This is a genomic window from Mesorhizobium sp. RSR565B (genome assembly GCF_054719465.1).
Window position 1 is genome coordinate 767,500 of the sequence record NZ_JBTTIE010000001.1, and the last position, 12,462, is coordinate 779,961.

Here is a 12,462-nt window from a genome sequence, read left to right on the forward strand (position 1 = left end):
GGGAGATGCCCGATTTCGCTATCGCAAGAAACCTTCCCTGCTTTTCACACGAGGACCATCATGACGATTGCCGTTGGCGACAAACTGCCCGATGCGACCTTCAAGGAAATGACCGCCGACGGCGCCAAGGTGATCACCTCGGCCGAGATTTTCGCGGGCAAGAAGGTCGTGCTGTTCGGTGTTCCAGGCGCCTTCACGCCGACCTGCAGCAACAATCATCTGCCGGGCTATCTCGAGAACCACGATGCCATCCTGGCCCGCGGCGTCGACACCATCGCCGTCGTGTCGGTCAACGACGTCCATGTCATGGGTGCCTGGGCCAATTTCACCGGCGGTCAAGGCAAGATCCTCTATCTCGCCGACGGCAATGGCGATTTCGCCAAGTCGATCGGCCTCGACTCCGACTATTCCAGCGGCGGCATGGGATTGCGCTCGAAGCGCTTCTCGATGATCGTCGACAACGGCAAGGTCACCGCGCTCAACGTCGAGACCAAGCCAGGAGTCGACACGTCGGGTGCCGCTCACATTCTGAGCCAGCTCTAAACCGCGGCGGCCGCCTCGGCTCATGAACGCCATGGCCTGACGACCACGCGCTTCCAGCCGGATTGCCTGCTTTGGGGGACATCGACGATGTTTGACATCATCTGGCGCAGCATTGCGATTGGCATCGGCGCCACGGTGCTGATGGATCTTTGGGCGCTGTTCCTGCATCTGGCGCTCAGTCAGCCGCGGCCGAACTGGGGGCCGCCCGGCCGCTGGGTCTGGCACCTTAGGGAAGGCAAGGTTTTCCACGACGATATCGCCCAAGCCGCACCCTATGCGCATGAGCAGGCGCTGGGCTGGGCTTTCCACTATGTCACCGGCATCGTCTACGGCTTCATCCTGGTGGCGCTGGTGGGCACGGCATGGTTGGACGCGCCGACCTTCCTGCCGGCCTTCATCCTCGGCATGGTCACCATCGGCGCCGGCTGGTTCCTGCTGGCGCCCGGCATGGGCGGCGGCTGGGCTGCCTCAAAGCGTCCCAACGCGATGCAGATCCGCGCCTTCAACGTGATCTCGCACACGGTGTTCGCGCTCGGCCTCTACGGCACGGCCCTGCTGATCCGCTGAGGACGGGTTCTATCTGTTGGTCGCGCGCGGCTTCATCGCGGCTACGGTATCGATGATCTCCTGACATCCGCTTTAGCGCGACGCCAGACTGTCTATCGGCCGCCATCCGTGGACGACGCGGCGCGTGCCGACGTCATAGGCGAAGTAATTACCACCGCCGGCCGGCTGGTCCGCCGCGCGGCTGATTGCGCGGCCGCTGAGCGAGAGCAGCAGCAATGTTCCGACGCCGCCATGGCCGACGAAGGCAATGTCGCCGCCGTCGGCAGCACCCAGCACCGTTTCGACCTCGCTGACAATGCGTTGCTGGGCGTCGATGGCCCGTTCCCAGCCGCGAATGCTTTTGTGCGGATTGGCGAAGAACTGGTCGGCGACCGCCTCGAACTCCGGCGGCGGCAGGAAGCCGGTTGCCGACCGATCGTTCTCATGCATGCGCTCCTTCACCTCGACCGCGAGGCCGAGGTGTTTGCCAAGGATCTCGGCGGTTTCGATCGCCTTGCGCTCGGCCGACGAGACGACACGGCGGATCGATCCGACCCATGGCTGATCGAGCATGGCTGATGCTCGCGCTCGTCCGATCTCGGACAGCCCCCAGTGCGGCACGGGAACGTTGGCATCGATCTGAACCTGGGGATGGGTGATGTAGTATACGATCGGCATGATTGAGATCCCCTTGCCGATAGCTTGAGCTCAATAGCTTTGGGTCGAGCGCCGTGCCCGTGGCGCCGGCTGCTTCTCGGATGCCGCCGGCTTCAGCGCCACTTTCGGCGCCGCAGGTTTGGCTGAGCCCCTCTTGAACGGCGCCATACCTTCCCTTGCGAGTTCGTCGGCGCGTTCGTTCTCGGTGTGGCCGGCATGGCCCTTGACCCAGTTCCAGGTCACCTTGTGGCGCCCATTGGCCTCATCCAGCGCCTGCCACAGTTCACCGTTCTTGACCGGCTTCTTGTCGGCGGTCTTCCAGCCGTTTTTCTTCCAGCCGTGGATCCATTTGGAGATACCGTCCATGACATATTTGCTGTCGGTGTGAAGCTCGACGGCGCACGGCTCCTTCAGCGCATTCAGCGCCGAGATGGCGGCCAGCAGCTCCATACGGTTATTGGTCGTCTCGGCCTCGCCGCCCGACAATTCCCTGGTCTTGCCGTTGAAGCGCAGGATGGCGCCCCAGCCGCCGGGACCGGGATTGCCCGAGCAGGCGCCGTCGGTGAAGATTTCAACCTGCTTGGTCATGTCAGTCCGTATTCAGAAGGCGACTTGATCGCGCGGTGGAAGCGCATGCGGCGGATATATTCGGTCGGATCGCGCTTCATGACCAGCCCGCCGTCGGGAACGGTCAGCCAGTCATAGAGCCGGGTCAGCATAAAGCGCAGCGCCGAGCCGCGAGAAAGCATCGGCAGCGCTGCTTTCTCGCCATCGCTCAAAGGCCGCACGCTCTGATAGCCGGCCAGCAGCGCCGTGCCTTTGGTCAGGTTGAAGGAGAAATCCTTCTCGAAACACCAGGCGTTGAGACAGGTGGCGACGTCATAGGCGTAGAGGTCGTGGCAGGCGAAATAGAAGTCGATGAGGCCGGACAGTTTCTCGCCGAGGAAGAAGACATTGTCGGGAAACAGATCGGCATGGATGATGCCTGCCGGCAGGCCCTGCGGCCAATGGCGTTCGAAATCCGCGAAATCCGCGTCGACCTCGGCCGCCAGTCCCGGCTCGACCTCGTCGGCTCGGTCGCGCGAGGCATTCCAGAGTTTGCGCCAGCCCTCGATGGCGAGCGCGTTGTCACGCGTCATCGCAAAATCCTGGCCGGCGAGATGCAGGGCGGCGAGCGCCTTGCCGACCTCCGCGCAATGCGCCGCTGTCGGCCGCCGCAGCGACAGGCCTTCGAGGAAGGTGATGATGACCGCGGGACGGCCGGCCAGCGTGCCGATGACGGTGCCGTCATGCGCGGTCACCGGCAGCGGACAGGAAATGCCTTTGCGGGCGAGATGGCCCATCAGGCCGAGGAAGAACGGCAGGTCGGCCTTGTCGACGCGCTTCTCGTAGAGCGTCAGTATGTAAGAGCCGCTTGAGGTGTGCAGCAGGAAATTCGAATTCTCCGTGCCTTCGGCGATACCCTTGTAGGACAAGAGTTCGCCGACTGGATATGCCCTCAGGAACGCGCCGAGTTCGCCCTCATTGACGTCGGTGTAGACCGCCATGGGCTGTTCACGCGGCTCCGTTGACGAAGGCCATGTCGGCCCGCGTCAGTTCGACATCGCGCAGAACCCGCATGACTGGAAAATCCTCCGTTTCGGTGGCCGTGATCGCCAGGTCGATGTTCACCTCGAAGCGCTGGCGGAAGGCGTCGATGATCTCGTCGACGATGATCTCCGGCGCCGACGCGCCGGCAGACAGGCCGAGCGTCGATATATTTGTGATGTCATTCCACGGAATTTCGGCGGCGCGCTGTACGAGAAGCGACATGGTGGCGCCGGCGCGCTCCGCCACTTCGACAAGACGGCGCGAATTGGAGGAATTGGGCGCACCGACGATCAGATAGAGATCGGCGCCGGCGGCGGTTTCCTTGACCGCTTCCTGGCGGTTGGTGGTGGCGTAGCAGATCGATTCGGCGGCCGGTGCATGCAGTTGCGGGAAGCGCTCCTGCAGCACCCGCAATATGCCGGCAGTGTCTTCGACCGACAACGTTGTCTGGCTTACGAAGCCGAGCGCTTCCGGGTCGGCGGGGGCAAAGGTCCCAGCGTCGGCTTCGGTCTCGATCAGCGTGACGGCGCCTTCAGCCAGTTGGCCCATGGTGCCGATCACTTCGGGATGGCCGGCATGGCCGATCAGAAGCACATGGCGGCCGAGCCGCTGATGGCGCATCGCCTGCTTGTGCACCTTGGACACCAGCGGGCAGGTGGCGTCGAGATAGAAGAGCTCGCGTGCCTTGGCGTCGGCCGGCACCGATTTCGGCACGCCGTGGGCCGAGAAGACAACCGGCGACTTGCGGTGCTCGGCCGGGATTTCCGAGAGTTCCTCGATGAAAACCGCGCCAAGGCTTTGCAGGCCTTCGACGACATAGCGGTTGTGCACGATCTCGTGGCGGACATAGACCGGCGCGCCGTATTTCTTCAACGCCAGCACGACGATCTGGATCGCGCGGTCGACACCGGCGCAAAAGCCGCGCGGCTGGCAGAGCCGGATCGTCAGCGGTGGTTTTGTGGCGGTCTGCAGCATGATTCCAGATCGGTTGATCGTATCGTGACGCGAAATGAGGTGTGCACCCCTGCCCTGTCAAGGGCAGTTGAGATCAGGTTGAATGGTCAACCTGATCTAACTCTTTGTTGGAGCATGATCTTGTCCGAAACCGGTTCCCACTTTTCGGGATGATGCTCTGGATCATTCAGTCTTTGCCGGGCGGCGCAGCCTGATGATCAGAACCGCGGCAAGAGCCGCCGCCAGGCCATACCAGGTGAAGGCATATTGCAGATGAGAGTTCGGCAGGTCGATGATGGTGACGCCGCCGACCGGCAGCCCGCCCGGGTTCGGCGTCTTGTCGGCGTCGATGAAGATCGGCACCAGCACGGCGCCGGCCGGCAGGCCGGCACTCGCCGCCATGACATCACGATCCTTCCAGTAGAAGATGTTCTTGGCCACGTCATTGTCGGGCAGCATCATCGACGGCTTGCCCGGCAGCGGGTTGCGCGCCAGGCCGGTGACCGTGACCTTGCCGGTCACCTGCCCTTGCGGCCGCTTGGCGGCATCCTTGAGATCATAGGGAACGAAGCCGCGGTTGATCAGGATATAGCGGCCATCGTCGAGGGCCAGCGGGGTGTAGACGTTGAAGCCGGCGTCGCCGTCCCAGGTGGCGTAGAAATGCCGCTCGCCGGAGTGCAGGAACGTCCCGCTGACGGTGACCGGCGTGTAGTCGACATCACCGGTTGCGGCGAATTCCTTCTCGACGTCCGCCAGCGGCTGCGGCGCTGAATGGGTGCGCTGGTCGATGGTCTGCAGAAGGGCTTCCTTCCAGTACAGGCGCTGCACCTGCCATGTGCCAAGCCCGAGCAGGATGACGAACACCACCAGGCCGAGGCCGAGCAGCAATGCCGTCTTCGGCCGCGAGCGGCCGGCGGGCTTGGTCAGCGCCTCGCTCATTGCCCCTGGTCCAGGCGGCCTTCGGCCGCCTTGTTGGCGTATTGAAGCGTCAGCAGCACCCCCTTGATCAACCTCAGCGCCGTCAGGCACAGTCCCACGGCCAGCGGTATCCAGATGATGAAATGCAGCCAGAGCGGCGGGCTCAGCGTCACCTCCACCCACAGCGCCAGCCCCACGACGATGAAGCCGATGATCAGGATAACGAACACCGCCGGGCCGTCGCCGGCATCGGCGTCGGAATAGTCGAGGCCGCAATTGTTGCAGCGCTTGCCGACGGTGAGGAAGCCGGAAAACAGCCGTCCTTCGCCGCAGCGCGGGCAGCATCCGTGCAGGCCGGCCGAGATCGGCTCAATGGGTGGCCAGATCGCCCTATCTTCACTCATGGATAGTCATGCTTTACGGCTCGATTTCGATCAGCGTTCCATCCGGCACCATAGTCCAGATTTCGTCCATGTCGCAGTCGGTAACCCCAATGCAGCCATCGGTCCAGTCGACCAATTGAAGCAGCCAGCCCGACCAGCCGAATCCGTTGGCCATTGATGGGGCGCCGAAAAGAAGAAAGGCGACCGCGTTGCCGCGACCGCCCTTCTGATTTGTCGGTTCGGTGAAAGCCGTCAGTGGCCTTCGATCACCGCGCCGACCGATCCCCAGACGTAGATCGATGCGAACAGGAACAGCCAGACCACGTCGACGAAGTGCCAGTACCAGGCAGCCGCCTCGAAGCCGAAATGCTGCTTGGGCGTGAAGTCGCCTTTCCAGGCGCGGATCAGGCAGACCAGCAGGAAGATGGTGCCGATGATGACGTGGAAGCCATGGAAGCCGGTCGCCATGAAGAAGGTGGCGCCGTAGATGGAATCCTTGAAGCCGAACGGAGCGTGCATGTACTCGTAGGCCTGCACCATGGTGAACAGCATGCCGAGGCCGACGGTCAGCACCAGGCCGTTGATCAGGCCCTTGCGGTCGCCATGGATGAGCGAATGGTGCGCCCATGTCACCGTGGTGCCCGACAGAAGCAGGATGATGGTGTTGTAGAGCGGCAGATGGAAGGGATCGAGGACTTCGAGACCCTTCGGCGGCCAGACGCCGCCAGTGAAAGCGGTGCGGGCGTAATTCTGCACTTCGCTCGGAAACAGGCTGGCATCGAAATAGGCCCAGAACCAGGCAACGAAGAACATCACTTCCGAAGCGATGAACATGATCATGCCGTAGCGCAGATGCAGCGACACGACGCGCGTGTGGTGGCCCTCATGCGCTTCCTTGATGGTGTCCGACCACCAGGCAAACATCGTGTAGAGGACGATGACGAGGCCGATGAAGAACAGCCATGGATTGGCGATGTTGTGGCCGAAAATCGGGAAATCGCCGTTCTTGAGATACTGCATCAGGGCGACGCCGCCGACTGCAGTCACCAGCGCGCCGATCGACCCCAGGAAGGGCCACGGGCTCGGGTTGACGAGATGGTAGTCGTGTTGTGGTTTTGCGTGCGCGTCTGCCATATCAACCCCCGAGATTTGCTTCGGTATCTGAAACTTTGCTGCTGCTGTCCGGCGTCGATGACGCCACCGGCTTGTTCTTTTGGACCGGGAACATGGTGTAGGACAGGGTGATCGTCTTCAAGTCCTTCAGTTCCGGCACGTTGACGATATCGGGATCCACATAGAACACGACCGGCATGTCCAGCGTCTCGCCGGGCTTCAGCGTCGTGTCGGTGAAGCAGAAACACTCGACCTTGTTGAAGTAGGGGCCCGCCAGTTCCGGCTGCACGTTGAAGGTGGCGCGGCCGGTAACGGCGCGGTCGAACTTGTTGGTGGCGCTGTAATGCGCCTGCGTGGTCTCGCCGATCTTGATGGTGACCGAGCGGGCGACCGGCTGGAACTGCCAGGGAATGCCGTTGGTGTTGGCGTCGAAGCGCACGGTGATGTCGCGGTCGAGGATGCGGCCGGCATATTGCTTTTCGGCGCGCTGCGTCGTGCCGCCATAGCCGGTGGCCTGGCAGAACATCTTGTAGAGCGGCACCGCGGCGTAGGCCATCCCGATCATGCCGCCGAAAAAGGCGACGCAGACGGCGGCGACGACGCGGTTGGTGTTCTTCTTCCTGGGATCGGTCACGGTCTGGCGGGTCATCATCGGCCTCATCCGGTATGGCCGAATTTCACGATGGTCGCGACGTAGAAGATGACGACCAGAATCGCCAGCGCGACGCCGATCGCCGCCGAACGGTTGCGCCGCGCCTTCTTCTGGCTTTCGGTCAGCGTGATCAGTTCAAGCTTCTTGTCGATCATGGTCATGCTCCACCGATGGCCAAAGCGCGACCGACGACATAGTCGGCAAGATAGATGGCGAAGATGGCGAAGAGGTAGAGCAGCGAATAGGCGAACAGAGCCTTGGCCGGCTTCATGACGCGGTCGCTATCGGTCATGCACAGCACTTTCCAGGCATACCAGACGAAGCCGGCGCCGAGAGCCACTGATGCGACGCCATAGAAGGCGGTAGTGAAACCGAGCACCCAGGGCAGCACGCCGATCGGCGCCAGGATCAGGGCGTAGGCAAAGATCTGGCGGCGGGTCGAGGCCTGGCCGGCAACGTTCGGCATCATCGGGATGCCGGCCTTGGCGTAGTCGTCGGACTTGAACAGCGCCAGCGCCCAGAAGTGCGGCGGCGTCCACAGGAAGATGATCAGGAACAGGACGAGGCTTTCCAGGCTCACCGTTCCGGTCACCGCGGCCCAGCCGATGACCGGCGGGATGGCGCCGGCGGCGCCGCCGATGACGATGTTCTGCGGCGTCGAGCGCTTCAGCCACATCGTGTAGACGACGGCGTAGAAGAAGATGGTGAAGGCAAGCAGCGCCGCCGACAGCCAGTTGACCAGCACGCCCAGCGTCATCACCGACAGCACCGAAAGCACAAGGCCGAAGCTCAGGGCTTCGCCGGGCAGGATGCGGCCGGACGGTACCGGGCGGCCGGCGGTCCGGCTCATCACCGCATCGATGTCGGCGTCGTACCACATGTTGAGCGCACCCGAGGCGCCGGCGCCGATGGCAATGGCCAGGATGGCGATCACCGCCAGCAGCGGGTTGATGGTCACGGGCGCAGCGACCATGCCGACAAAGGCCGTGAACACCACCAGCGACATGACGCGCGGCTTCAGCAGGGCGAAGAAATCGCCCGACGTGGCTTCCGACATGCGAAAGCCCGCTTCGTCAATCATTGGGTCGTCGACAAGGGCCATGCGTACATAAGTCCAATCATTCCGTTGGCCGAAAACCGCCGGCGGGCCGGCGGTTTCGTATTCGGGCTGCCTTACTTGATCTTCGGCAGCTGTTCCCACTGGTGGAAAGGCGGCGGCGAAGGCAGCTGCCATTCGAGCGTCGTTGCACCCTCGCCCCACGGGTTGGCGCCGGCGACGCGCTTCTTCTGGAAGGCCTCGAACACGCCATAGAGGAAGATCACCACGCCGACGGCCGATATATAGGAGCCGTAGGACGACACCATGTTCCAGCCGGCGAACGCGTCGGGATAGTCGATGGTGCGGCGCGGCATGCCGGCCAGGCCGAGGAAATGCTGCGGGAAGAAGATCAAATTGACGCCGACGAAGGTGACCCAGAAGTGGGTGTTGGCGATCACCGGCGAGTACATGTAGCCGGTCATCTTGGGGAACCAGTAGTACCAGCCGGCGAAGATGGCGAAGACCGCACCCAGCGACAGCACATAGTGGAAGTGGGCAATGACGAAATAGGTGTCATGCAGCGAGCGGTCGAGGCCGGCGTTGGCGAGCTGGACGCCGGTGACGCCGCCGACCGTGAACAGGAAGATGAAGCCCAGCGCCCACAGCATCGGCGTCTTGAACGAGATCGAGCCGCCCCACATCGTCGCGATCCAGGAGAAGATCTTCACGCCTGTCGGTACGGCGATGACCATGGTGGCGAAGACGAAGTAGCGCTGCGTGTCGAGCGACAGGCCGGTCGTGTACATGTGGTGCGCCCAGACGATGAAGCCGACGGCGCCGATCGCGACCATGGCGTAGGCCATGCCGAGATAGCCGAACACCGGCTTCTTCGAGAAGGTCGAGACGATGTGGCTGATGATGCCGAAGCCCGGCAGGATCAGGATGTACACTTCGGGGTGACCAAAGAACCAGAACAGATGCTGGAACAGGATCGGATCGCCGCCGCCATCCGGGGCGAAGAAGGTGGTGCCGAAATTGCGGTCCGTAAGCAGCATAGTGATGCCACCGGCCAGAACCGGAAGCGACAATAGCAGCAGGAAGGCGGTGATCAGAACCGACCAGGCAAATAGCGGCATCTTGTGCAGCGTCATGCCCGGCGCGCGCATGTTGAAAATGGTGGTGATGAAGTTGATGGCGCCGAGGATCGAGGACGCGCCGGCAATGTGGATCGACAGGATCGCCAGATCCATGGCTGGCCCGGGCTGGCCGGAGGTCGACAGCGGCGGATAGAGCGTCCAGCCGCCGCCAACGCCATAGGCGCCGGGCGCGCTCGGCATGAAAGCCGAAGCGATGAGCAGCAGGAAGGCCGGCGGCAGCAGCCAGAACGAGATGTTGTTCATGCGCGGGAAGGCCATGTCAGGCGCGCCGATCATGATCGGCACCATCCAGTTGGCGAAGCCGCCGATCAGCGCCGGCATGACCATGAAGAAGATCATGATCAGCGCGTGCGCGGTGCCGAAGGCGTTGTACATGCTCTTGCCGCCGTCGATGGCGGCATCGCCGTTCATGCCGTAGACCATCTGCGCCAGACCGGTGAATATCTGGATGCCCGGCTCCTGCAGCTCCATGCGGATGACGACCGAAAGCGCGCCGCCCACGATGCCCGCGAAGATCGCGAAGATCAGGTAGAGCGTGCCGATGTCCTTGTGGTTGGTGGAGTACACCCACCGGACCCAGCCATGATAGGGCTTGTGGTCGTGGTCGTCGTGAGCTGCAGCTTCTGCCATGGTCGGCTCCGTTCCCTAATTCTTGCTAACCCGCGGCATCAATTGCCGGCGGCCGCTACCTTGTTGGTACCGTCGACCTCGGCCATCAGCGCCTTGTTGGCGCCGGGGAGGTCGGTCTTGGCTGCTGCCAGCCAGGTCTTGTACTGCGCATCGGATACGACGCGGACGGCGATCGGCATGAAGGCATGGTCCTTGCCGCAGAGCTGCGAGCACTGGCCGTAATAGATGCCTTCCTTTTCCGCCTTGAACCACGTCTCGTTGGTGCGGCCGGGAACCGCGTCCATCTTGATGCCGAAGGCCGGAACGGCAAAGGAATGGATCACGTCGGCTGCGGTAACCAGGACGCGCGTCATGGTGTTGACCGGCACGACCATCTCGTTGTCGACCGCCAGCAGGCGCGGATAGACCTTGCGGTCTTCCTTGCCAATCGCGGCGCGGTCGGCGTCCTGCAGGATGGCCGAGTTGAAGGAGAGCGTGTTCTCGGTCTGGTACTCATAGTCCCAGTTCCACTGATTGCCCGTTACCTTGACGGTCAGCTTGGCCTCTTCCGGCGGCGTGTACTGCGCCGTCAGCAGCTGGAACGAGGGAATGGCGATGAACAGCAGGACGACGACCGGCCCGACTGTCCAGATGATCTCGATCAGCGTGTTGTGGCTGGTCTTGGACGGAACCGGGTTTTTGCTGGCGCGGAACCTGAAGATGCACCAGGCGAGAAGCGCCAGAACCAAAGCAGTGATCGGGACGACGAACCACATCGTGTAGTTCCCGAACCACTCGATCTGCCGCATCATGTCTGTCGCCGGCGGCTGAAAAGTCATCTCCCACGGCTGCGGCTGGGCCGCATGGGCGGAGGCACCGGCGAAAAATGCGGCGGCGGCGCCTGCCGTTGCCATCAATTTGGCGCTTGCTGGGAATTTTCTCATCGCCCTCTTCATCTCCCGGTTCCTCGCGATCGCGACGCAAGAATATCGAACAATGCCGGGATGGGAATCCCGGACAGTCCCAAGGGTGGTTCAAACCATACTCTATTTCCCTCCGCAAGAAAGGAGCGGGCGAAACCGTGCGGCATTTTTGCGCGCAAGTGCTGCCGTGCTGTTTCGACGGCCTCGTGGCCCGCGCGGGTCGTCGACAGACAGGCTATGCGGGCTTGTGTCCGGAATGCGCCCGACGGTCGCAATTCGGGCGAATTTGCTAGGGAAAAGCGCATTATTGCGCCTGCCGGGGCTGACCGGCGGTCGCCCTATCCTTTACTTGGCCTTGGCGCGGCTTAAAGTGCCGTGATTCGCAATGGAGCCGTCATGACCTCTTGGCTTTCGAGAAACGCCTGGCATTCGAAGAGCGCCTGGCATTCGAAAAGCGCTTGGCTTTCGAGAAGCGGGGCGAAGGTCGTTTTTCTCGCCGCCCTGATCGGTATCGGCTCGTCCGCAACCGGCGTCGCCAATGCAGCGCAGCCCAGCGGCACGGTCAAGTCAACGCATGGCGCGTGGTCGATCATCTGCGACACGCCGGCCGGCGCCACCTCGGAACAATGCGTGATGATGCAGAACGTCGTTGCCGAGGATCGCCCGGAAATGGGACTGTCCGTCGTCGTCCTGCGCACCGCCGACAACAAGGCCGAGATCCTGCGCGTGCTGGCTCCGCTCGGCGTTCTGCTGCCCAATGGCCTGGGCCTCAATGTCGACGGCAAGGATATTGGCCGCGCCTATTTCGTGCGCTGCTTCCAGGACGGCTGCTATGCCGAGGTCATTCTCGAAAAGCCGCTGCTCGATACGCTGAAGACCGGGACGTCGGCCACGTTCATCGTCTTCCAGACGCCGGAAGAAGGCATCGGCATCCCCGTCGACCTCAAGGGCTTCGCCGACGGTTTTGCCGCCCTGCCCTGAGCTTGATGCTTGCGAAACCGTCTTTCCTCACAATTCCCACGGGTTTGATCTTTGGCTGTGGGGGTCATCATGCGTGCTTGTTCTTTGCTTTTGTCGACCGGTCTAATCCTGACCGGCGCCGTTTCCGTCGCCTTTGCCGAGGATTCCGAAATCATCACGGCGCCCGATCCGGCCGTCATTTTCGAGCTTGCGAAAGGCTATGGCTCGGCCAAGATGGACAAGGACGACGGGGCGATCCGATGGTCTCGGGCCGGCTTCAGGGCATGAAATATGTCATCTACTTCTATGGCTGCGAAAACCATGAGAAGTGCAAGTCGATCCAGTTCTCCTCGGGCTATACCGACCCTTCACGGCCGACCAGGCCAATGAATGGAACAAGAAATATCGCTGGGTGAAG

General features: G+C 62.5%; 17 protein-coding genes. 4 read left to right on the forward strand and 13 right to left on the reverse strand.

The features are described from left to right. Positions 1 to 60 precede the first annotated feature (60 nt). Complete coding sequence (locus tag ACYG9R_RS03805) at positions 61 to 543, forward strand: peroxiredoxin (RefSeq protein ID WP_023668407.1); 483 nt, start codon at positions 61 to 63, stop codon at positions 541 to 543. 87 nt (positions 544 to 630) lie between these two features. Next, a complete protein-coding gene (locus ACYG9R_RS03810) occupies positions 631 to 1,110 on the forward strand; it encodes a DUF2938 domain-containing protein (protein WP_023706669.1) in 480 nt (159 codons plus the stop codon). 72 nt (positions 1,111 to 1,182) lie between these two features. Here the strand turns inward: ACYG9R_RS03810 and ACYG9R_RS03815 are convergent, their stop codons facing one another. The 13 genes from ACYG9R_RS03815 to coxB form a co-directional block, all read right to left on the reverse strand. After that, complete coding sequence (locus tag ACYG9R_RS03815) at positions 1,183 to 1,767, reverse strand: histidine phosphatase family protein (RefSeq protein ID WP_023824240.1); 585 nt, start codon at positions 1,765 to 1,767, stop codon at positions 1,183 to 1,185. Between the two features lie 30 nt (positions 1,768 to 1,797). Further along, on the reverse strand, positions 1,798 to 2,334 hold the full coding sequence (gene rnhA, locus ACYG9R_RS03820) for a ribonuclease HI (protein ID WP_023818961.1): 537 nt from the start codon (positions 2,332 to 2,334) through the stop codon (positions 1,798 to 1,800). After that, the gene (locus ACYG9R_RS03825; RefSeq protein ID WP_023824241.1) at positions 2,331 to 3,293 is read right to left on the reverse strand and encodes a homoserine kinase; all 963 of its coding nucleotides are present in this window, start codon (positions 3,291 to 3,293) and stop codon (positions 2,331 to 2,333) included. Before ACYG9R_RS03825 ends, rnhA begins: the two co-directional genes overlap by 4 nt. A 7-nt stretch (positions 3,294 to 3,300) precedes the next feature. Further along, positions 3,301 to 4,311: a 4-hydroxy-3-methylbut-2-enyl diphosphate reductase gene (gene ispH / locus ACYG9R_RS03830; protein WP_023692071.1), complete on the reverse strand. Its 1,011-nt coding sequence runs from the start codon at positions 4,309 to 4,311 to the stop codon at positions 3,301 to 3,303. 162 nt (positions 4,312 to 4,473) lie between these two features. Beyond that, the gene (locus ACYG9R_RS03835) at positions 4,474 to 5,229 is read right to left on the reverse strand and encodes an SURF1 family protein (RefSeq protein WP_023709869.1); all 756 of its coding nucleotides are present in this window, start codon (positions 5,227 to 5,229) and stop codon (positions 4,474 to 4,476) included. Beyond that, positions 5,226 to 5,612, reverse strand: coding sequence for a DUF983 domain-containing protein (locus tag ACYG9R_RS03840; RefSeq protein ID WP_023824242.1), 387 nt, complete (start codon positions 5,610 to 5,612; stop codon positions 5,226 to 5,228). The genes ACYG9R_RS03835 and ACYG9R_RS03840 overlap by 4 nt, the downstream gene beginning before the upstream one ends. 13 nt (positions 5,613 to 5,625) lie before the next feature. Then, a complete protein-coding gene (locus tag ACYG9R_RS03845; protein ID WP_023668415.1) occupies positions 5,626 to 5,766 on the reverse strand; it encodes a L,D-transpeptidase family protein in 141 nt (46 codons plus the stop codon). Positions 5,767 to 5,843: 77 nt separating this feature from the next. Next, positions 5,844 to 6,725, reverse strand: coding sequence for a cytochrome c oxidase subunit 3 (locus ACYG9R_RS03850; protein ID WP_023668416.1), 882 nt, complete (start codon positions 6,723 to 6,725; stop codon positions 5,844 to 5,846). A gap of 1 nt (position 6,726) precedes the next feature. After that, complete coding sequence (locus tag ACYG9R_RS03855) at positions 6,727 to 7,353, reverse strand: cytochrome c oxidase assembly protein (protein WP_023692073.1); 627 nt, start codon at positions 7,351 to 7,353, stop codon at positions 6,727 to 6,729. Positions 7,354 to 7,361: 8 nt separating this feature from the next. Then, positions 7,362 to 7,511, reverse strand: a complete 150-nt coding sequence (locus ACYG9R_RS03860) for a hypothetical protein (RefSeq protein ID WP_081726885.1) — start codon at positions 7,509 to 7,511, stop codon at positions 7,362 to 7,364. 2 nt (positions 7,512 to 7,513) lie between these two features. After that, positions 7,514 to 8,458 carry a heme o synthase gene (locus ACYG9R_RS03865; protein WP_023824244.1) on the reverse strand — a complete coding sequence of 315 codons (945 nt, stop codon included), beginning with the start codon at positions 8,456 to 8,458 and terminating at the stop codon, positions 7,514 to 7,516. A 71-nt stretch (positions 8,459 to 8,529) separates the two neighbouring features. Further along, on the reverse strand, positions 8,530 to 10,182 hold the full coding sequence (gene ctaD / locus ACYG9R_RS03870; RefSeq protein WP_023668420.1) for a cytochrome c oxidase subunit I: 1,653 nt from the start codon (positions 10,180 to 10,182) through the stop codon (positions 8,530 to 8,532). Positions 10,183 to 10,220: 38 nt separating this feature from the next. Beyond that, positions 10,221 to 11,117, reverse strand: coding sequence for a cytochrome c oxidase subunit II (gene coxB, locus ACYG9R_RS03875; RefSeq protein ID WP_050590533.1), 897 nt, complete (start codon positions 11,115 to 11,117; stop codon positions 10,221 to 10,223). Positions 11,118 to 11,480: 363 nt separating this feature from the next. On the opposite strand from coxB, the gene ACYG9R_RS03880 reads away from it, so the two are divergent. Both ACYG9R_RS03880 and ACYG9R_RS03885 read left to right on the forward strand, forming a co-directional pair. Next, complete coding sequence (locus tag ACYG9R_RS03880) at positions 11,481 to 12,065, forward strand: invasion associated locus B family protein (protein ID WP_023668422.1); 585 nt, start codon at positions 11,481 to 11,483, stop codon at positions 12,063 to 12,065. Positions 12,066 to 12,134: 69 nt separating this feature from the next. After that, positions 12,135 to 12,332 carry a hypothetical protein gene (locus tag ACYG9R_RS03885; RefSeq protein WP_155923284.1) on the forward strand — a complete coding sequence of 66 codons (198 nt, stop codon included), beginning with the start codon at positions 12,135 to 12,137 and terminating at the stop codon, positions 12,330 to 12,332. Positions 12,333 to 12,462: the final 130 nt, after the last annotated feature.